The sequence below is a fragment of the Pedobacter metabolipauper genome (assembly GCF_004362715.1).
Lineage (GTDB): Bacteria > Bacteroidota > Bacteroidia > Sphingobacteriales > Sphingobacteriaceae > Pedobacter > Pedobacter metabolipauper.
In genome coordinates, this window is sequence record NZ_SNYC01000007.1 from 1 (window position 1) to 20989 (window position 20989).

At 40.1% G+C, this 20989-nt stretch carries 14 protein-coding genes and 1 rRNA gene; 2 read left to right on the forward strand and 13 right to left on the reverse strand.

Features of this window, described 5'->3' with window-relative positions; all coding sequences use genetic code 11:
* Positions 1-202 precede the first annotated feature (202 nt).
* Both rrf and ATK78_RS18770 read left to right on the forward strand, forming a co-directional pair.
* Positions 203-314, forward strand: a 5S ribosomal RNA gene (gene rrf, locus ATK78_RS18765).
* 240 nt (positions 315-554) lie between these two features.
* Positions 555-1535: an acyl-ACP desaturase gene (locus ATK78_RS18770; RefSeq protein WP_133577672.1), complete on the forward strand. Its 981-nt coding sequence runs from the start codon at positions 555-557 to the stop codon at positions 1533-1535.
* A gap of 222 nt (positions 1536-1757) precedes the next feature.
* Here ATK78_RS18770 and ATK78_RS18775 read toward each other — a convergent pair whose 3' ends face one another.
* The 13 genes from ATK78_RS18775 to ATK78_RS18835 all read right to left on the reverse strand — a co-directional run bounded on the left by ATK78_RS18775 (position 1758) and on the right by ATK78_RS18835 (position 20919).
* Entirely contained in the window at positions 1758-5147 is a 3390-nt protein-coding gene (locus ATK78_RS18775; protein ID WP_133577673.1) for a methylmalonyl-CoA mutase family protein, read from the reverse strand.
* Positions 5148-5253: 106 nt separating this feature from the next.
* The gene (pafA, locus tag ATK78_RS18780) at positions 5254-6921 is read right to left on the reverse strand and encodes an alkaline phosphatase PafA (protein WP_133577674.1); all 1668 of its coding nucleotides are present in this window, start codon (positions 6919-6921) and stop codon (positions 5254-5256) included.
* 67 nt (positions 6922-6988) lie between these two features.
* A complete protein-coding gene (locus ATK78_RS18785) occupies positions 6989-8275 on the reverse strand; it encodes a bifunctional folylpolyglutamate synthase/dihydrofolate synthase (RefSeq protein WP_133577675.1) in 1287 nt (428 codons plus the stop codon).
* A gap of 38 nt (positions 8276-8313) precedes the next feature.
* The gene (locus ATK78_RS18790; protein WP_133577676.1) at positions 8314-9132 is read right to left on the reverse strand and encodes an energy transducer TonB; all 819 of its coding nucleotides are present in this window, start codon (positions 9130-9132) and stop codon (positions 8314-8316) included.
* Positions 9132-9533: an ExbD/TolR family protein gene (locus ATK78_RS18795; protein ID WP_133577677.1), complete on the reverse strand. Its 402-nt coding sequence runs from the start codon at positions 9531-9533 to the stop codon at positions 9132-9134. Before ATK78_RS18795 ends, ATK78_RS18790 begins: the two co-directional genes overlap by 1 nt.
* Positions 9533-10243 carry a MotA/TolQ/ExbB proton channel family protein gene (locus tag ATK78_RS18800; protein WP_133577678.1) on the reverse strand — a complete coding sequence of 237 codons (711 nt, stop codon included), beginning with the start codon at positions 10241-10243 and terminating at the stop codon, positions 9533-9535. Before ATK78_RS18800 ends, ATK78_RS18795 begins: the two co-directional genes overlap by 1 nt.
* A 2-nt stretch (positions 10244-10245) precedes the next feature.
* A complete protein-coding gene (locus ATK78_RS18805) occupies positions 10246-13152 on the reverse strand; it encodes a hypothetical protein (RefSeq protein ID WP_133577679.1) in 2907 nt (968 codons plus the stop codon).
* A gap of 54 nt (positions 13153-13206) precedes the next feature.
* Positions 13207-14898 (reverse strand): porin family protein, encoded by a 1692-nt coding sequence (locus ATK78_RS18810; RefSeq protein ID WP_133577680.1) that lies wholly within the window; start codon positions 14896-14898, stop codon positions 13207-13209.
* A 10-nt stretch (positions 14899-14908) separates the two neighbouring features.
* Complete coding sequence (locus ATK78_RS18815; RefSeq protein ID WP_133577681.1) at positions 14909-17926, reverse strand: tetratricopeptide repeat protein; 3018 nt, start codon at positions 17924-17926, stop codon at positions 14909-14911.
* A 135-nt stretch (positions 17927-18061) separates the two neighbouring features.
* Positions 18062-18994, reverse strand: a complete 933-nt coding sequence (locus ATK78_RS18820) for an aspartate carbamoyltransferase catalytic subunit (RefSeq protein ID WP_133577682.1) — start codon at positions 18992-18994, stop codon at positions 18062-18064.
* 1 nt (position 18995) lies between these two features.
* Complete coding sequence (pyrR, locus tag ATK78_RS18825; protein WP_133577683.1) at positions 18996-19544, reverse strand: bifunctional pyr operon transcriptional regulator/uracil phosphoribosyltransferase PyrR; 549 nt, start codon at positions 19542-19544, stop codon at positions 18996-18998.
* Between the two features lie 88 nt (positions 19545-19632).
* Positions 19633-20397: a CPBP family intramembrane glutamic endopeptidase gene (locus tag ATK78_RS18830; protein WP_133577684.1), complete on the reverse strand. Its 765-nt coding sequence runs from the start codon at positions 20395-20397 to the stop codon at positions 19633-19635.
* The gene (locus tag ATK78_RS18835; RefSeq protein ID WP_133577685.1) at positions 20398-20919 is read right to left on the reverse strand and encodes a hypothetical protein; all 522 of its coding nucleotides are present in this window, start codon (positions 20917-20919) and stop codon (positions 20398-20400) included.
* Between the last annotated feature and the right edge of the window lie 70 nt (positions 20920-20989).

The following is a 20989-nucleotide window of genomic DNA, read 5'->3' on the forward strand; positions in this document are numbered from 1 at the left end:
GCAGACTACTACGTTGATAGGTTACAGATGTAAAGGTGGTGACATCAAAGTCGAGTAATACTAATCATCCGAAGCTTTCAAGAGCATAGAACTGTTGTTTGTTCTTCCTAACTAACTTCTTTCAATAATATGTCATTGTTATGGACAGTTGCAGTATACCGCAAGGTAAGTACAGCGGGATGTCCGTTAACATTAAAAATATTCAGGTGCCTATATCGGTGGTGTCCACCTCTTCCCATTCCGAACAGAGAAGTTAAGCCCACCAGAGCCGATGGTACTGCGGTAACACGTGGGAGAGTAGGTCGGTGCCAGATCTTAAAAGAAACCCTGTAGCTAACAGCTGCAGGGTTTTCTTGTTTATAACTGATTTTAAATAATACTTTCATTGAGCGGATCTTTTAGATACTGAACCATTTCATTGGATAATGTTGGCGTATGGCTTTAATTCGCAATTAAACCATCGTATACTGCTCTAATCAGAATAAAGTACCTGTTAAATCACATCTTTATGCAATAATTTTGATATCTTTGGATTCAATTTAAATAACATACGAATGAACTTTTTCGCGGAAAAAAGAAGGGAAGTGATGCTACATATTGAGTCTTATATGCTTGATATGATGGATACTTACTTAAAACCGATTGATACAAATTGGCAGCCATCTGATTTTTTGCCTGATTCTACAAGTGAAACATTTTTCCAGGATATCAAAATATTGCGTGAAAATGCAAAGGATCTTTCTTACGACCTTGTAGCCGTTCTTATTGGTGATACCATTACCGAAGAGGCATTACCTACGTATGAATCGTGGTTAAGTATGGTTGACGGGATTACCAGGAATGAACAAGGCGGATGGATGAAATGGGTTAGACACTGGACTGCTGAAGAAAACAGACACGGTGATCTACTGAACCGTTACCTTTACTTATCCGGACGTGTTGATATGCGCCAGATGGAAATATCTACTCAATATCTGATTGCTGATGGTTTTGATATTGGTACTGGTCATGATCCATACCGGAACTTTGTTTATACTTCGTTTCAGGAACTGGCTACCAATATATCTCACAGAAGAGTGGCATCCTTAGCTAAGAAGGATGGAGATACTTTACTTTCAAAGATGTGCGGACTGATCGCTTCAGATGAAGCACGCCATGCCAAAGCTTACAAAGATTTTATGAGTAAGATATTTGAAGTTGATCCGAATGAAGCAATGATCGCCTTTGAAGATATGATGCGTAAAAAGATTGTAATGCCTGCGCATTTCCTGCGTGAGATGGGTATGAAGATTGGTCAGACCTTTGGTCACTTTACCGATGCTGCGCAGCGTTTAGGTGTGTATACTGCGGTTGACTATGTAGAGATCATGCAGCAATTGATCGAAGAATGGAAACTGGATAGCATGCGTGACCTAAGTGAAGCTGGTGAGAAAGCACGCGATTATATCATGGCTTTACCAAATCGTTTATTACGTGTTGCCGAGAGAATGGGTAATCCTTCTATGGAGTATAAATTCAGCTGGATACACGCTTAAATCTAATAAGTTTATCAGCTGCAATAAAAAGCAGCGGATATAATATATTTCTAATACAAAGGCCTGAAGATGATCTTCAGGCCTTTGTATTTATTATCGGGCTTCTTACTTTGTTATAGGATATTATCCGTTATTATAGTACTTGTTTTTTATAGCGTATTATCCTTTATTATAGTACTTATATTCTTTTTTATAGCGTTATAGTGTATTATTATGAATCAGTTACATGTTGCGCCTGTATTGGCCGCCAACTTCATACAACGCATTTGAGATCTGGCCCAGAGAACAGATTTTACAAGCTTCCATCAGTTCTTTAAAGATATTTTCACCTGCTATGGCTGCAGCCTGCAGGTTTTTCAATACCTCTGCTGTCACCCCAGCATTTCTATCCTGAAAGGCTTTTAATGTCTCGATCTGGTATTGTTTTTCATCTTCTGTTGCCCGTATAACCTCACCCGGTACAATGGTTGGTGATCCATTTTTATTTAGGAATGTATTTACGCCTACTATAGGGTATTCGCCGGTATGCTTTAAGGTTTCGTAGTATAAGCTTTCTTCCTGGATCTTTCCACGCTGGTACATGGTTTCCATCGCGCCCAAAACACCTCCTCTGTCGTTAATTCGCTTAAATTCGAGGAGTACGGCTTCTTCGACCAGGTCTGTAAGGTCTTCGATGATGAAAGCACCTTGTAAAGGGTTTTCATTTTTAGCCAGTCCGAGTTCCCGGTTGATGATCAGCTGTATGGCCATCGCCCTGCGCACAGATTCTTCTGTTGGGGTGGTAATCGCTTCATCATAGGCATTGGTATGGAGTGAATTGCAATTGTCATAGATGGCATATAATGCCTGTAAGGTAGTCCGTATATCGTTAAAGTCTATTTCCTGTGCATGTAATGACCTTCCTGAAGTTTGAATGTGGTACTTTAGCTTTTGGGACCTGTCGTTTCCATGGTATTTATTTTTTATGGCTTTGGCCCAGATCCTTCTGGCTACCCGTCCAATGACCGCATATTCAGGATCGATGCCATTAGAGAAGAAGAAGGACAGGTTTGGTGCAAAATCATCAATATTCATCCCCCTGCTTAAGTAATACTCTACGAAGGTAAATCCATTACTTAAAGTAAATGCAAGCTGAGATATCGGATTTGCCCCGGCTTCTGCGATGTGATATCCGGAGATGGACACGGAATAAAAATTTCTGACTTTTTCTGTGATGAAATAACTTTGTATATCGCCCATCATCCTTAAAGCGAACTCGGTAGAGAAGATGCAGGTGTTTTGCGCCTGGTCTTCTTTTAATATATCTGCCTGAACGGTTCCGCGTACCTTACTGATGGCACTGGCCCTGATCTGAGCATAGATCTCCGGCTGCAATACCTGATCTCCGGTAACACCTAAGAGCATTAAACCCAAACCATTATTTCCCGCCGGCAATGAACCGCTGTAAACAGGTCTTTTTATATCCTTGTTTTCATAAATCTTCCGGATCTTTTTTTCTACTTCTTCTGCCAATCCATTTTCAAGAATATACTTTTCACACTGCTGGTCGATTGCAGCATTCATAAAAAAGCCAAGAAGCATGGGTGCAGGTCCGTTAATGGTCATAGAAACGGATGTTGATGCAGCACACAGGTCAAAGCCTGAGTATAATTTTTTTGCATCGTCCAGCGTGGCAATACTAACGCCTGAATTTCCTATTTTCCCATATATGTCCGGGCGTATGTGCGGATCTTCTCCATAAAGGGTTACGGAATCAAAGGCGGTAGACAACCGGTGTGCCGGCTGGCCGAGTGATACGTAATGAAACCTTTTATTTGTTCTTTCCGGACCACCTTCTCCTGCAAACATTCGTGTTGGATCTTCACCTTCACGCTTCAATGGGAATACACCTGCAGCGTATGGAAATTCGCCGGGTAGATTTTCTGTGAGCAGCCAGCGTAAAAGATCTCCCCAGTCTTCATAGCGGGGTAAAGACACCTTTGGGATCTGCAGTTTGGAAAGTGACTCATAAAACAAGGGTTGTTTGATCTCTTTATCCCTTACCTTATAAATGAAAAACTCTTCCCGGTATTGTTTTTTTGTATCCGGCCATTGACGAAGCAACTTCTTACAGGTTCCGTCCAGTTGCTCTTCCAATTGGGAATACCGGTTTTTTAAATGATCCAGGATCTGTTCAGAAGCTATTTTTTGTGCTGCATTGTCTTCGTCCGGTAAGTTGATTACGCCGTGTAACTGGTATAATTTACGGGCAATGCTGCATTGCTGATCTACCCAGTTTGTATAGGTCTGGCTCGCTTCAGCGATTTCTGCAAGGTATCGTATGCGGTCTGGCGGGATGATATAGATTTTCTCTGATTCACCCGATACTGGTATTGTGGTATAATTGAAGTTTACACCTGTTTTCTCTTTGATGGTATGCAATAACGAATAGAACAGGCGGTTCATTCCCGGGTCGTTAAATTGGCTGGCCATGGTTCCAAATACAGGGATTTGATCATCCTTCGCATCAAAAAGATTGTGGTTGCGTTTATACTGCTTACGTACATCCCTTAATGCGTCCAATGCACCACGTTTATCAAACTTATTGATCGCTACAAGGTCTGCAAAATCCAGCATGTCTATTTTTTCCAATTGTGTAGCAGCACCAAATTCCGGGGTCATGACATACAATGAAACGTCACAGTGTTCAGTGATCTCTGTATCAGATTGTCCTATGCCCGAAGTTTCTACAATGATCAGGTCGTAGCCTGCAGCTTTACAAATATCGATGCTTTCCTGTACGTTCTTGGACAGCGCTAAATTAGCCTGCCTGGTTGCCAGTGAACGCATGTATATTCTGGGATTGTTAATCGCATTCATACGAATCCGATCGCCCAACAGTGCCCCTCCGGTCTTGCGTTTTGAGGGGTCGACGGATATAATGGCCAGTGTTTTATCTTTAATTTCCATTAAAAAACGCCTGACCAGCTCATCGACCAGGGATGATTTTCCGGATCCTCCGGTCCCGGTTATCCCGATCACAGGTGCATTGCTGTTTTTGGCCAGGTCTTTTAATTCATTGACGAATCCCTGGGCAGATTCGGGATCATTTTCTGCTATGGTAATTGCGGAGGCGATGCTTTTTATATTCTTTTGAAGTATGGTGTTCAGCTCACTATCCAGCGTCCTTATTGTTGGGAAGTCGGTTTCTTCGAGCATATTATTGATCATTCCCTGTAGTCCCATTTTGCGTCCATCATCAGGAGAATAGATTTTGGTTATTCCATATTCCTGTAATTCGGTAATTTCTGAGGGCAGGATTACACCCCCGCCGCCACCAAAGATCTTGATGTGTGCAGCGTGTTTTTCTTTCAGCAGATCATACATATACTTAAAGTATTCTATATGCCCGCCTTGATAGGAGGTCATTGCAATTCCCTGTACATCTTCTTGTATGGCACAGTTGACTACTTCTTCTACAGAACGGTTATGACCCAAATGGATTACTTCAGCTCCTGAAGATTGCAGTATGCGTCTCATGATGTTAATAGTTGCATCATGGCCATCGAATAATGCTGCTGCTGTTACAAAACGGATTTTATGTTTCGGCTTGTAGATCTCTATTGGTTCCATAAGAAAAGTTTATACCTGGTAAACAAAGGTAACAAAAAGCAGCAGGTATGAAAAAAGCCATTCTGATTGGGAATGGCTTTTAATATTTTATAAGGTCAGAGTTTTTTTATTGATGTGTTAGTTCAGTGATGGGTTCACCAACACAACCACTTGGCATCTGGATGTGGAGCATTGCTGCAAGGGTTGCAGCAATGTCTGTCATATAATGCGTTTTGTTAGTTTTACCCGGCTTCACATTCCAGCCCATAAATACACAAGGGATGTGTGAATCGTAAGGATACCACGATCCGTGGGTTGTGCCGGTAGATCCGCTGCCAATGTAACCTGATTTCAGATAAAAATAAATGTCCCCACTTCTTTGTGCATTATATCCGTAAGTAATGGCCTTTTTTATTTGCTCTGGCATTGTTTCGCCCGGAAGGTTGTTTAGATCAACGGCATTCATTACTTCGTCATTCTGTTTCAGGATATCAATAGCCACACGCTTTAGCGCATCATAATTGGCTTTGGCATCTTCGATCGCTTTATGATTGAGATATATTTGATTATTTGTGGAAGCAAGAATGGCTTTTTTAACCTTAAATTGTTCTTCCAGCGCAGTATTGATCTTTTTTATTGCTGCTGATTCACTGAACCTTCCTCCGGGAAGTTTGTTTTCTTCCATAAAGCCTGGTACATGTGCTGCACCATGATCTGCGGATAAGAAGAACAGGTAGTTTCCTTTACCAATCTTGCTGTCCAGGTAATTGAAAAATTCTTCCAGATCTTTATCTAACCTCAGGTACGTGTCTTCTGCTTCTATGGAGTTTGGGCCATATTGGTGGCCTACATAATCTGTTGCTGAACAACTTACAGCCAGGAAATCCGTTGATTTACCCTGTCCAAGGTCTTCAGAAAGAATGGCCAGTTTTGCCAGATCCAGGGTAATGGTATTACCATATGGGGTGCTTTTGATCATCTCATAGTTTTTTCCTATGTATAATTTTAGCGGGTGAGGGAAGGTAGGGGTTTGTTCTCCTCTTGCTTTTCCTTCATAGATCTTATTATCTGCATCGCTTTGGGTATATGTTTCAATTGGGTATAAGGTGCTCCAGTTCTTATCAAAGAATTTGTTGGCAAGCTTGATCTTATTGTAGTCTTCTAACCAGATTGGCAGTTTTTTCATGTAATGCGTGCTGGTAATCCAATCGCCGGTTTGTCCGTCATACCAATAGGCGGCATTTGCGGTATGGCCTGCCGGAAGAATTGATCCGCGGTCTTTTAGGGAGATGCCGATTACCTTGCTCTGGAAATTTGTAGCCAGGCGTAATTCATCAGTTATGGTCGTGGTAACCATGTTTTTTGGCGACATGAGTCCTGCACGTGTATTGCTTCCCACTGTACTTACGCTTGTATCTTCCGCGCAATACACATTCCGGTTAAGCTTTGGATCGAACCAATCATTGCCGATGATGCCGTTCACTGCGGGAACTGATCCGGTATAAATGCTCGCATGTCCACATGCGGTATACGTGGGTGTATAGGGTATAAATGTATTTTCCGCAGAAAATCCTTCATTGATTAATCTTTTAAATCCTCCATTCGAGTATCTGCTGTAATATCGATACAGGTAATCCCACCTCATTTGGTCAATAACCAGGCCTACGACTAGTTTTGGTCTGCTTATGCTTGCAGGAAATTCTTTTTTTACAACTGTTTTGGTCTTTTTTGTTTGTGCGATTGATGTACTGCTCATCAGTGCGAGTACAGAAAACAATAAAATGGTTCTTCTCATTATTTGTGTTAAGATCGTTAAAGGTAACTACTTGGTAATAATTATACTTTAATGTTATGTAAAGATTTTATAAAACTTCTGCCACTACAAAGGTGCTTCCCCCAACAAAGATCAGATCATTTACTCCGGCCTCCATCTGGGCTGCTTTCAGTGCTTCTGGAACAGTTTCATAGGTCTGGCCTTCAAGATTGTGCTTTCCAGCTTCATCTGCCAGTTCATTGGCTGGAAGTGCACGTTCCAACTGCGGCTGACAAAAGTAGTATTTTGCTGTAGCGGGAAGCAAGCTCAATACGCCATTGATATCCTTATCTTTTACCATTCCAATTACGATATGGAGGTTTTCATGCGGCGTTTCGGTAATGTTTTTTAGTACCTCTTTAATTCCGGCTTCATTGTGCCCGGTATCGCAAATCGTTAAGGGCTGGTGGCTCAGTATCTGCCATCTGCCTTGCAGGCCCGTTAATGCCTTTACATTTTTTAGCGCATTATATACTGCTTGTTGTGGTATTTTATAAGGGGATCCTTTAAGGGATTCAATGGCCTGGATCACAGTTAATACATTCTTTAGCTGGTACGTTCCTGTAAGATCCAGTTCAAGGTTTTCATAGATCCTACGGTCTGCATTAGAAATGGTTAGCTTTAGATGGTCGTCTACCCGTTCGGATCTCTCAATTTTTAATTCCTGGTCTGCAAAAACGAGTTGGCTTCCGCCTTGTTCTGCCTGCCGGATAAATACATCGGCAGTTTCCAGGTCATTTTCTCCAATGACAACCGGTATTCCCGGTTTAATGATGCCTGCTTTTTCTGCTGCAATTTCAAGTAGGGTATTCCCTAAAATATTCGTGTGGTCTAAGCTGATATTGGTAATTACGGACAGCTCTGGTGTAATGATGTTCGTTGAATCTAACCGGCCCCCTAAGCCGACTTCAATGATGGCAATGTCCACTTGCGCATTGGCAAAGTAAGAAAAGGCCATTGCAACAGTTACCTCAAAAAAAGACGGGCTTATATCTTCGATGATTTCTTGTTGCTGGTCAATAAAATCAACAACGAATTGTTCTGATATCATCTCGCCATTGATGCGGATCCGTTCTCTGAAATCCTTTAGGTGGGGAGAGGTATACAACCCGGTTTTATATCCGGCCTGCTGAAAAATGGCTGCAAGCATGTGAGAGGTTGAACCTTTTCCATTTGTTCCTCCAATGTGGATGGATTTGAATTTATTTTGTGGGTTATCCAGTTTTTCACACATGGCTATGGTGTTGTACAAATCCTTTTTAAAGGCTACAGCACCAACGCGTGTAAACATGGGAAGTTTACGGTATAAATAGTCAAGGGTTTCTTTATAATTCATTGCTGGAATTTAAAGGCACAAAGATAGCAGACTCCTGATTATTTAACTTTAAAATTAAAAACTACCACGCCAATCTGAACATCCGGAGCGGTTTCAGATTGGGTTAACCGTGCGCCCATTACAGCTGTTTTACATTTTTGCCACAATTCCCTGTCATTTAAGGTTGTTCCTTTAACGCCGGGTGTTGCATCTATGACTACACCATTTTTATTGATCTTTATACGTACTGCGATCTTACCCGTTTTTTGTCCGTCATCTTCAGGTGTAACCAGTTGGGTGAATTTTCTCAGGGCAATTGGCGTTTCACCAAATCCTGATCCACCTTCACCATAATTGTTTGCCAATGGATCACCATCCACATCACCCTGGTTGCCAGGCGTGGTGCCTGTTCCATCACCTCCGCCGGTTCCTTTATTGGATTTTCCTTTATAGAGGGCATTCTGATTGATTGCAGGTTTTGCAGGTTTGTTTTCTGTTGATGCCGCAGGTGTAGAGTTTTTGTTGGTATTTTTTGTGTTTACGCTAACTGCATCTTCAGAATTTTGCGTTACAATTTCCTTATCGCTAACCTGTGATGTTGGTGTTTGGGGTGTAGGTTCTGTTGGGACTACCTTATCGGGAGGTTGGTTGTTTGCATTTGGATCTGCTGAAGGCTCCTCTATACTGGTATAATCTGAACCCATGCCGGTTACCGAAGTTCCATAGTTTACAACAATCCCACCCATTCCGGCCTCTTCAACGGGTTGAAAACTACCAATGACGATGAAAAAGCTCAACGCAATTAATACACCCATAATGCCGGTTGCTATGGCAAGTGCTTTTGGATAATTGTTTTCTTCTTCTTTAGGATAAGTCATTATTTCTTAGGCTCTACAGCTAATACAACTTTTAATTTCAATTTGTTTGCCACATCAAATACAAGCATGGTATTTTCTATGGAAACGCCACGTGCTACATACAATACGATGGTAAGATCTGGTGATGCTTTTTGATAGGTTTCAATTGCTGCCTGAAGGTTTTCAAGCGAAGTCGGTTGCTTGTCTACAAAATATTTCAGATCATCATCTATAGATACAGTAACGGTTTTTTGTGCTGAAGATTGTTGTCCCGATTCTGAACGCGGCAATAAAAGTTTGACCACTTTTGGATTAACTACGGCAGATGCCAATAGAAAAAACAGCATCAGGAAGAACATAATGTCATTCAATGCAGAAGTATGGACCTCTACAGTTGCTTTACTTCTTTTGCGTAAATTCATTATTTTCCTGGCTCCTCTAATAGATCTATAAATTCAATTGCGTCTGTTTCCATTCTTAAGATGATCCGTTCAACCATCATATTCAGTATGTGATACAATACATAAGAAATGATCCCAATAATTAATCCTGTAGCAGAGGTAATCATTTTAGTGTATAGACCACCTGAAATGGTACCAATTTCAATAGCTCCTTTAATGGATACATCATGAAAAATGGTGATTACCCCGATGATCGTTCCTACGAAACCAAGCATGGGTGCAATACCGGCTATTATACCGAGTATTCCAAGGTTTTTCTCTAGTTTTGAGACTTCCAGTTTTCCATTGTTCTCAATGGCTGCTTCAATGTCTTTTATTGGTCTGCCAATTCTTTTTAGCCCTTTTTCAAGCATTCTTGCTAAAGGTGATTTATTGTTTTTACAAAGGGCAATGGCATTGTCTAACCTTCCTTCGTGAATGTATTGCTTAATTTGAAGCATGAGGTTGGATTCGCTTTTTGATGCTTTTCTAATGGTTAAATACCTTTCAACAAAAATTACCAGTCCTAAAAATGCAAGAAAGGCCAAAGGAATCATTACCCATCCGCCTTTAAACAGCAGGTCTATAAAGTGAAGTTCCGTTGGTGCTGTTGTTATAGGCTGGGTGATTGTGTTTGCGCTATCAAGAATTTGGTTAGCCGTATCCGTGGCACCTTGTAGTAATGAAATCATATTTATTGTGGTTTGTGTGTGTGTTTATTTTGAAAAACGTAGAGCTCCGGATTTTTTAGCTGTTCAGCATATTTTCTGCGGGCTTCACGGGCAGTTTGTTCGTCATTAAATGTTGCAATACTGATCTTAATGCGGTTACCCGGCATTCCTTCGATCACCTTTGTAGTAATTCCCTTTTTTTTCATTTGAGCAACAAAAGCATCGACTTCTTTTTGATTGATCACTGATGCAGCAATTACTTCCCAGGTTGTAGCCGTGTCAGGAGTTGCAATAACGGGGGGAGTACTTACCGATAGGGTATCATTTACTGAACCTATTGGAAGTGCAGTTACTTCTGCAGCTTTTTTAATGCGATCTGCATTGGCTATTGAATCTGTTTTTAATTTATTATTGAGGGCTATTTCTTCTGGTGATGGTCCGGTTTTCTCCGTGTTCTGGAAAAGGTCTGGTTTTACAAAATAAGTGATTGCAACCAACGCAATTAGTATAGCTACGCCTATAAGGATCTTTACGTAAGCTGGCATGCCTTTTTCTTCGATCTCGCTTTCTGATGAATCGATTGCAGGCGCTAATGTCGGCTTATTTATATTGCGGTCTTTATCAAAGTGCCATACACTGATTAAATTTTCATCTGAATCTTTGGCATTTGTATTTACTGGACTTTCTTCATCTATTATATTTTTATAGATGATCTCTTCTTCAATTACAGGATCAGCTTCAGAGAAAGGCTCAACAATGTCTTCTTCTACACTTTCTTCAGTGTGATCTTGCAGCTGGCCTTCATTGTTAGTTGTTTCTTCTTCTGCATTTTCCTCATGATATTGTTCATCCGTTGCTTCTTCTTCGATATTCTCAATATTGAAATTGTCGTAAGCAGGATGTTCTGTATCATCAGAAGTCTCTTCTGTTATATTTTCGTCGTTGTACGCGTCATGTTGTTCTTCATCGTCAGTAACTTCTTCGACTACATTTTCTTCGTGATGCTCTTCCTGTTGTTCTTCATCATCGATTACTTCTTCTTCGATGTTTTCAACTGCGAAATCTTGCTGGGTATTTGATTCTGTGTTTTCAACAGATCCTGTCTGCTCAGTAGTTTCTTCTGTTAGATTTTCATCGTCAGTAACTTCTTCCGCTACATTTTCTTCGTGATGCTCTTCATCATCGATTACTTCTTCTTCGATGTTTTCAACTGCGAAGTATTGCTGGGTATTTGATTCTGTATTTTCAACAGGTTCAGTCTGCTCAGTAGTTTCTTCTGTTACACTTTCGTCGTTGTGCGCGTCGTGTTGTTCTTCATCGCCAGCAATTTCTTCCGTTAGATTTTCTTCGTGATGCTCTTCTTGTTGTTGTTCTTCATCATCGATTACTTCTTCTTCGATGTTTTCAACTGCAAAATCTTGATGCGTATCTGATTCTGTATTTTCAGCAGGTTCAGTCTGCTCAGTAGTGTCTTCTGTTAGATTTTCATCGCCAGTAACTTCTTCCGCTACATTTTCTTCGTGATGCTCTTCATCGTCAGTTGCTTCTTCTTCGATGTTTTCAACTGCGAAATCTTGCTGGGTATTTGATTCTGTATTTTCAACAGATTCTTTCTGCTCAGTAGTGCCTTCTGTATGATTTTCATCGCCAGTAACTTCTTCCGTTACATTTTCTTCGTTGTGTGCGTCGTTTTGTTCTACATCGTCAGTAGTTTCTTCTGCTACATTTTCTTCGTGATGCTCTTCCTGTTGTTCCTCATCATCGATTACTTCTTCTTCAATATTTTCAACTGCGAAATCTTGCTGGGTATTTGATTCTGTGTTTTCAACAGATCCTTTCTGCTCAGTAGTGCCTTCTGTATGATTTTCATCGCCAGCAACTTCTTCCGTTACATTTTCTTCGTTGTGTGCGTCGTTTTGTTCTACATCGTCAGTAGTTTCTTCTGCTACATTTTCTTCATGATGCTCTTCATCATCGATTACTTCTTCTTCGATGTTTTCGACTGCAAAATCTTGATGCGTATCTGATTCTATATTTTCAACAGCTTCAGTATTTTCAACGGGTTCTTCCTGCTCAGTAGTTTCTTCGGTTAGATTTTCTTCGTTATGCTCTTCCTGTTGTTTTTCATCATCAGTTGCTTCTTCTTCGATGTTCTCAACTGCAAAGTCTTGCTGAGTATTTGATTCTGTATTTTCAACAGATTCAGTATTCTCAACGGATTCTTCCTGCTCAGTAGTTTCTTCCGTTACATTTTCTTCGTGATGCTCTTCTTGTTGTTCTTCATCATCGATTACTTCTTCTTCGATGTTTTCAACAGCAAAATCTCGCTGAGCATCTGATTCTGTATTTTCAACAGCTTCAGTATTTTCAACGGGTTCTTCCTGCTCAGTAGTTTCTTCTGATATATTTTCATCGTCAGTAACTTCTTCTGCTACATTTTTATCTGTATGCTCTTCTTGTTGTTCTTCATCGTCAGCAGTTTCTGCCGTTAGATTTTCTTCGTTGTGCTCTTCCTGTTTTTTACCTGAACCTTCTTTTAAGTTCGGCAATCCGTAGAAATCAAACCCAAATCCTGATTGATCGGCTGGGGTAAAGCTCAAGCTGCCAGACTGCATGGAAAGCATTCCCAATTCTCCCAGATCAGCTTGCTGAGTTTCTGAAAGTGTTTTTTGTATTTCTTCTACAAATTTACCGATGTAATAATCTGAAGAATCAGCGGATATATTTCTTTTCCTGGTAATGAATCCGGCAAGTGCAGCCTGTTCTTTAAGTTCTGTTGTAAAATCCAGGGTATAGCTGGGAGGCAGAAACGAATGCGTTTCCATATTGTAGCGTCCCGGGGATTTTTTCTTATAAATAGTCCCTAATCCGGGAATACCCACTTCTTTACGGGTTTTTATAATTTCAGCGAGGTATGATAAGATATCCATTTTTGTAAAAATAAATTTTAATTCCGTACCAACCAATTATTAATTTAAAACGGGTTAGAATGAGTAAGATATACCTCCAAAAGCATTTAAGCCAATTACCTCATAATGTAAGTATTTACTATAAGAACTGTTCAGCAAATTGTTAACCCTGATAAATGCAGAGAATTTGTTATTGATCTTATAGCTTGCCCCGGCACCCAGATCTACAAATCCTTTAACTGTGACTACGGTTTCGTTTAAAGGATCTGGCGTATAGTACGGATTAGCAGGAGCTGCAGTATAAACTTTTGCTTTGCTGTCGTCCTGGATAGCTACTGACGCATTCAGCGTGATTTGTTTATTGATGTTATAAACCAGATCAGAAGTAACACGCATTAAGGGTTTAAACCAGCTCTGGGTTTCTGATGCCGGGCTATAATCTTCAAAATTTAGTTTTCCTGTCCATTTTAGCGCGTCGCTTACCTGTACGGATATTTCACCTTCCAGTCCCATGAGCTTCATTTTTCCGAAATCATAGATGACATCAAACTTATTGAAGTTAGTGAAGCTATTTACGAACAGCGGCATATCTTCTATGCTTTTATGATAAACCCTGGCTTTGTAGCCAAAGCCCGGACCGCCAGTACCTTTAATACCTCCGCTAATGCTTAGCTTTTCTACCGTATTTCTAATGGTTATATTGCTGTTTAAAAACGGGTTCTCATCGGTAAGCTGTTTCAATGAATTTCGTGTTACATCGCCTTTCAATTCTCCGAATAATTGTAAGTAATCCGGGATCAGGGTAAAGTCTGCCGTTACAGTAGGAAAGATTCTGCTTGAGGAGAAATCACCAAATTCCTGTACAAAGTTAATACCTGCATTGATCTTAACCCCGTTTGCCTGTAACCTGATATAAGGGTTCAGCTTTAGGATGTTGTTGCTAACTTTTACAAGAACGTCTTTGGTACTTCCAAATTCTGCGGATGCAGCAAGTCCGAGGTTAAAGCTGCTGATCCTTTTATTTACATATCCGTTTAATACGATAGAGTTATCTTTGGCGTCAAATTTATCGCTCCAGATGTAGCCGTTAACTTTTGCTGAATAGCTTAATGCATCCGGATCGTCGACAAATTTATTCACGATCTCAGCTTCTCCTTCAATGAAGTTTAACGTTTGTTTTTCCGGATCGGGATTTAAGGTGGGATTGTTCTGATCTATACCATAAAAGAACAGGCCATTTCTTTGAAAGTTAATACGTCCGCTTAATGTATTCTGATCTCCGATGCTTCGTCCAAAGACACTTAATTTCTGCTGGTCAAATTGTTGTTTGTTTAAGCTGCCCGATTGACTGAAGTGCTGAAAAAAAGCACCTGTCTGCAAAGCAGGATCTGCGCCTATATTTACATAGGCTTCGCCGAATATTGTTTTAGAGGTTCCAAATGCACCTTTTACATAATTGTTGATCAATTCGGCTTCTTTTTCTGCAGCTACTGCTTGTGCCTGTAATTTATTGATGTCTGAGTTGAGTTCTAATTTGCGTTCCGTTAAGCTGTAATTAAATTTAGCCTTGTACGTTTTAACATCATTCAAATCGGGACTTCTTCTTAATTTTACGGCTTCAGCTAAAACAGGTTTATACGGCCTAACGACCTCAATTTCTTCTGTAACGTTTTTCTCTTCGGTTTTCCTGGTGTCTTGTGCTTTAGTAACTGCAGAACATGCAGCCATAAAAAAAAGGGTACTATATATAAATTTAGTTGATCTCATGTTGCTTGTCTTATTTAATTTTTTCTAATTTCTGTTTCGCAGTGGGAACAATGTCATCATTGCCATCATAGTTGTCTATGATACTTAACAGCGTACTTTTTGCTTGCAGATTGTCTTTTAAAGCCACATAATTATCTGATAGAAGTATAAAGCTTTTGGCTACCCAATAATCGTAAGAAGGCATATTATTGATCAGGTCAAAGCAGGTTTTGGTAGATGTTTTATAATCGCCTTTGGCATATTGTACCCAGGCAAGGTTATATTTTGCTTCTGCTGCAGCCAGGGTTTTTGTTTTACTGGTTACATTGTTGAAGGCTTTTATTGCAGCTGTCGTATCTGCTTTTAGCAGGTATGCCTTACCCGCATACAGATCTGCACTGTTTTTCTCTTCTTCGGAACCTTTTTCAGATTCTTTGATCAACGCCACATATTTGATCATGTCATCTGGCATGTTCAGTGCATCATAAGCCTTTAGCAGGTTATTAATGGCATAGCTATGGTGTACCTTATAATCTGCTGTTGTTTCTAAACGCTTTAAATAAACGATGGCTTCGTTGTATTTCTTCTGATCTAAGAACAGCTTTGAAATACTTACCAGTGAACGTTCGGTATAATCACTGGTCCAGTCGTTAAGAATGTATTCATAATCGGGAACTGCTTCCAGTGGCCTATTTAGTTTTACCAGGGATTCTGCGCGGATAAATTTGGCTTCTTTATCGTGTATGGCTTTTGGAAATTTATCAAAATAGGCATTGATGGCTTCAAATGCACCTTTAAAATCACCTTTTAAATAACGGTTGTTTGCAGCCTGGAAAACGATATTGTCTTGTTCCGCTGTCGTATAATTTCCGAGTGAGGTTGAATTGGCATAGGCCATGAACCCATCAGAATCACCTCTGTCCAGATAAATGTTTTTGATCGATTCCAGTGCTTGTTTTGCTTCTTCGCTGCTGGAGTACTCATTGATTACTTTTTTAAAGGATTCTATCGCTTCATTGTCCTGATCCTGGTTGTACTGAACGAGGCCGATGGTAACCAATGCACGCGGTACATAGCTGCTTCTTGGGTATTGGCTAACCAGTGAGATTAAGTCTGACTTGGATTTCTCAAAATCACCTTTGTTAAAATACGTATAGGCAGTTTCGAATCCGGCATCATCTGCATAGTTTGAGGTCGGGAATTTTTTAAGCAGATCCTGCATGGTCGCAATCTTTGCATCATTCTGGTTTTCCAGTCCCTGGATCATACCGCGTTGAAACAAGGCATAATCTTCTCCGGTAGATCTGTTGCTGATGATCTTATTATAATTAACCAGTGCGTTGCCATAGCTTTTACTTACAAAATAAGAATCTGCCAGCCTGATCACGGCATCGTTCACTGTTTTTTGATCCTTATCGTTACCTCTTAAAAACTTTTCAAAATAGTTCGCTGCTTTGGCATAGCGCTCATCTTCGAAAGCGGCGTAGGCCAGCGCATAATTGGCAAAATTATAAACACCTGTTTTATCTGCTTCGGGCATTTCTAAAAAGGTTTCGAAATGTTTTACCGCTTCCCCAAACTTTCTAAGTTCATAGGATGCTTCTGCTTTCCAGTAAGTACTTAGTGCATGGATTTCCTGATCTTCAGGGAATTTTTCTGAGCGAAGGAACATCGACAGTGCATTTGGAAATGCACGTTCATTGTAAAACTCTAACCCTCTGAAATAAGTTACCTTTTGATATGCTTCTTTGGCTTCTGCGTTTTTGTTCGGGATTGGCTCCAGGATATCAATGGCTGCCTGGTAGTTTTTGCTGGTTAGTAAAATTTCTCCAAGCAATGTTTTTGCATCATTCAGCTTGCGTGAGTTTGGAAATTGTTTTAAGAAGTTTTGTGTAGATTCTAATGCTTGCTGGTTAAAGTCAAGTTCATAACTTAACCGGGCATAATTGATCCATGCTTCTTCTTGTATTACTTTATCAAAATCAAGCCTGGAAGCTCTGAAAAATGCACTTCTTGCTTTTTCTTTATTCTTTAACTGGATGAGGGAGCGTCCAAGGGTATACATCCCGCTTTGCAGATAAACATCATCTGTATTTAATTTTTCAAGAACAGTTACCGCCTGTCCATATTTTTTAAGCTGGAACAGGGCATATCCGTACTGGTAGGTGAACAGGTTGTTCTTGTTGTCAGATTTATCCTTAGCATAGAAGTCTGCAAAATATTTCTCTGCATTTACATAATCCGATTTCGCAAAGTAGGAAGCGGCAATAATGCTCAGCATCTCTGATTCGTACTGTTGCTTAGATGTTTTAAGAACCGGTACAGCGTAGCTGATCACGTCGTCATACCGTTCGTCCAGATAGTACATGGAGGTGATGTAGTAAGGGTAGCTGGCTTCGTAGGTTGGTGATCCTTTTAATTTCTCAAAATTGCTGAGTGCCGTTTTGTATTCCTTATTCAGGTAATTGATGTAGGCGAAATAATAGGTTGCGCTTTCCTGAAATGGTGATTGATCTCTTTTTACGAGTTCAAACAATGGTTCTGCCTTTTCAATATTGTTGAGTTGAAAATAGGCGTATCCTTGCTTAAACTGATATTCTAACCGTTGCTTTGCGGATAGGGTAGTAGGTTCTGTTTTCTCAAACCATTCCAGTGCTTTCTCATAATTCTTCTGGGCAAAGTAAGATTTACCGACATGGAAATAAGCGAGCTTGGTATTTGGATTAAGCGGATATTCTTTGATGAAATTTTGAAACAGGCTTTCTGCATCGCTGTTGCCAAGTTCCAATGCACAGACAGCAGCATAGAATTTCGCATTTTCGCGTAACAGAGAGAGTTCTGAATTGCTTTCCTGCTGGCTTCCGGGTTTTTCCCGGATCTGTTCAACAAGTCTGAATTGCTGGGCTGCAGCAACGTATTTCTCATTATCCAGTAGTTCTAAACCGGTTTGGTAGTTTTTATTAAGATCTACGATTGTATTTTTCTGCGCATAACCGGCCGTTAAGCCTCCTGCCAGCAACAGGGGAATAAAAAGGTATTTTTTTTGCATTTGTTTCAAATATGGTTGGTACTAATATAAATATAGTATTGGCTCTTATTAACATAAGAAATTAACATGTGTTGATAACACAGGTTTTAACGAAAAGAAAAAGAAATTGGTATGCGGGGGATCTGTTAAAAGAACTTAATCTCTTTGAGATGCCAACAAGTAGAGAACGGCCATTCTTACTGCTACCCCATTTTCTACCTGATCCAGGATGATGGATTGTTTGCTGTCTGCTACATCACTGGTAATCTCTACGCCCCTGTTTATAGGACCTGGGTGCATCACGATGATTTCTTTGTCCAGGTTGTCTAAGATTTGCTTATTTAACCCGTACATCATTGCGTATTCTCTTTGGGAGGGGAAATATTTGATGTCCTGTCTTTCCAGCTGAATGCGGAGCATATTGGCTACATCGCACCAGTTCAATGCTTTAATCAGGTTATGTTCTACTTTTACGCCGAGACTTTCTATGTGTTTCGGGATTAATGTTGTGGGTCCGCAGACCATTACTTCTGCGCCAAGTTTTTGAAGGCAGAGGATATTTGAAAGGGCTACCCTAGAGTGCAGGATATCGCCAACGATCACTACTTTTTTTCCGGCCACATCACCCAATTTTTGACGGATGGAGTAGGCATCCAGCAAGGCTTGTGTGGGATGTTCGTGTGCACCATCTCCTGCATTTACGATCTGCGCATTGATGTGCTTACTTAGAAATACGCCTGCGCCGGCATAGGGATGCCTCATGACCACCATATCTACTTTCATGGCGAGGATGTTATTTACCGTATCGATGAGGGTTTCTCCTTTGCTTACGGATGATGATGAAGCTGCAAAATTTACCACATCTGCGGACAGCCGTTTTTCAGCAAGCTCAAATGAAAGTTTGGTGCGTGTAGAGTTTTCAAAGAAGATGTTTGCTATGGTAATATCCCGTAGTGAAGGAACCTTCTTAATTGTTCTATTGATTACGCCTTTAAAATGATCTGCAGTTTCAAGAATCAATTCTATATCATTCCGGTTAATATCTTTGATGCCTAAAAGATGTCGGGTTGATAACTTTTCTACTGCCATATTATTTATTGCTTTCTGATAATAAGATAACTTTGTCTTCTCCTTCGGTTTCTTTCCAGCTTACTTTAACGTGTTGTGAGTTCAAGCTGTCAACCTGCCGTCCGATATAATCGGGTTCAATAGGGAGTTGTCTGGAAAAACGCCTGTCAATCAATACCATGAGTTCAACCTTTGCTGGTCTGCCAAAAGCCAGCAGTGCATCCATAGCGGCCCTTATTGTTCTGCCGGTCCACAATACGTCATCGATTAAGATCACATTCTTGCCTTCTATAATAAAATCTATGGTGTTGCTGTTTGCTGAAACTATTCCATCTTTTCTTCTAAAGTCATCCCTGAAAAAGGTGATGTCTAAATTTCCTTTTTTGATGGCTGTTTTTTTGAGGATCAGTGAAAGCTCTTGCTGCACTCTATCCGCGAAATAACTGCCTCTTGGCTGGATGCCAATTAAAACGGTATTGGAAAAATCGGTGTGATTCTCAATTAATTGATGACAAAGTCTCTTAATTGTGATTTGGAATTTTTGTCCGTCTAGCAGGGTTCTCTTTTGCATTGACTAATGATTAAGCAAATATAGGGAAAAAGTTTTAACCGCAAACGCCAAAATGTGCTTTTTGTAAAATAGGGTTGGGTTTTGGCTGTTAAAAAAAGTTGTTAGGATTCAAAATGTCTATTAAACAGACCGTTAAATTAAAAAAGAAGTGCATTGCAATTCCATACCATAACGTGTTTTCTTTAATTCTTACATAGGCCATGACCATGGCAAATGGTATCATCCAGAAAAAAGAGATCAGACTAAAATGCATCAGGAAGAACAAGATTGAAGTAATGTATATTGCTTCCCTCTTATCTACAATTTTTAGTAATTTTTGAAGTAAGTATCCTCTACAGGCTAATTCTTCAAAGAGAGCCGGAAATATGGCTATTGACAGGATCATTAAATAGCTGCCATATTCATGAAACATAAATGGCCCATAGTAAGAGAAGTCGGCCTTAAAAAGAGTCTGGTTGATATATCCTACAAGGAAATTAATGAGCAGTGAGCTGCCTATTGCCAGGCCAATCAGAAGCAGTAGTTTCTTTAAGGAGAAATTCGGCCACTTCAATAAGTGTTTGTTCTCTTGCCAGCTGTATCCAAAGAATGAAATTGCGGCGACAGCTGAAATGATATCGAAGAACAAGCTGCTGGTTATCGTTGTACTTTCAAAAAACGATGGACTGACACACAATAGGAGTTGTATGCTGAAAAATAGGGCAATCTGTTTTAGATTGGGCCATTTTCCATTGTATGTTTTAAGCTCTTCCTCATTCTGAGCCTGCCCGCAGCTACTGCAGAATTTGATACCTGCAGAGATTGGGTTTTCGCAATTACTGCAAATAATTGGCTGAGTAATTTGTTGATCCAATTAGTCGATATTCAACTCTTTTTTAAGTTTATCTGCTTCAACAACTGCTTTAATGCCTTTGATCAGATAACCTATGATGATCACTTTAATTATGATTCCGGAAAGTATGGATAACGGATCTACTATTGCACTTAAGATGATCAAGATCAGATACAGCGATAGTCCTGAGATCATTGCGGTTGTTGGTTTACGTTTGCCCCAAATTGCGAGTCCTGAAAATGCACAGATTATAATTACTGCAATAACAGCTTGTGCCATCTTTTCCTGCTCATCCTCTATGCCAAAATAAGTAATAAAAGTAGATACTCCGATGAGTACAGCAATCCAATAAAGAGATTTACGGGCTGATTCAACTTTTCCAGTTAGTTCTCCTAAGTCTATTTCTTTTGCTGTTCTTTCAGATTGATAAAAGGCTTGTTCCTGTTCAGTTCCCTGCAGCGGAAAGCCGCAGCCATTACAGAATACATCATTAGGGCTATAGGTGCGGTAGCAGCAAGTACAAAGGTTGTTCGGCGTTTCCATATGGGCGTTTATATGGCATAAATATATACAAAAAAGGCATTCCTTTTGGGAATGCCTTTAATATATTGGT

Excerpts from the sequence above, each read along its gene's own strand:
- ATK78_RS18800 (WP_133577678.1), bottom strand. The coding sequence starts at position 10,243 with ATGATTTCATTACTACAAGGTGCCACGGATACGGCTAACCAAATTCTT.
- pafA (WP_133577674.1), bottom strand. The coding sequence starts at position 6,921 with ATGAGAAGAACCATTTTATTGTTTTCTGTACTCGCACTGATGAGCAGT.
- ATK78_RS18770 (WP_133577672.1), top strand. The coding sequence starts at position 555 with ATGAACTTTTTCGCGGAAAAAAGAAGGGAAGTGATGCTACATATTGAG.
- ATK78_RS18805 (WP_133577679.1), bottom strand. The coding sequence starts at position 13,152 with ATGGATATCTTATCATACCTCGCTGAAATTATAAAAACCCGTAAAGAA.
- ATK78_RS18775 (WP_133577673.1), bottom strand. The coding sequence starts at position 5,147 with ATGGAACCAATAGAGATCTACAAGCCGAAACATAAAATCCGTTTTGTA.
- ATK78_RS18795 (WP_133577677.1), bottom strand. The coding sequence starts at position 9,533 with ATGAATTTACGCAAAAGAAGTAAAGCAACTGTAGAGGTCCATACTTCT.
- ATK78_RS18790 (WP_133577676.1), bottom strand. The coding sequence starts at position 9,132 with ATGACTTATCCTAAAGAAGAAGAAAACAATTATCCAAAAGCACTTGCC.
- ATK78_RS18820 (WP_133577682.1), bottom strand. The coding sequence starts at position 18,994 with ATGGCAGTAGAAAAGTTATCAACCCGACATCTTTTAGGCATCAAAGAT.
- ATK78_RS18835 (WP_133577685.1), bottom strand. The coding sequence starts at position 20,919 with ATGGAAACGCCGAACAACCTTTGTACTTGCTGCTACCGCACCTATAGC.
- ATK78_RS18810 (WP_133577680.1), bottom strand. The coding sequence starts at position 14,898 with ATGAGATCAACTAAATTTATATATAGTACCCTTTTTTTTATGGCTGCA.
- pyrR (WP_133577683.1), bottom strand. The coding sequence starts at position 19,544 with ATGCAAAAGAGAACCCTGCTAGACGGACAAAAATTCCAAATCACAATT.
- ATK78_RS18785 (WP_133577675.1), bottom strand. The coding sequence starts at position 8,275 with ATGAATTATAAAGAAACCCTTGACTATTTATACCGTAAACTTCCCATG.
- ATK78_RS18815 (WP_133577681.1), bottom strand. The coding sequence starts at position 17,926 with ATGCAAAAAAAATACCTTTTTATTCCCCTGTTGCTGGCAGGAGGCTTA.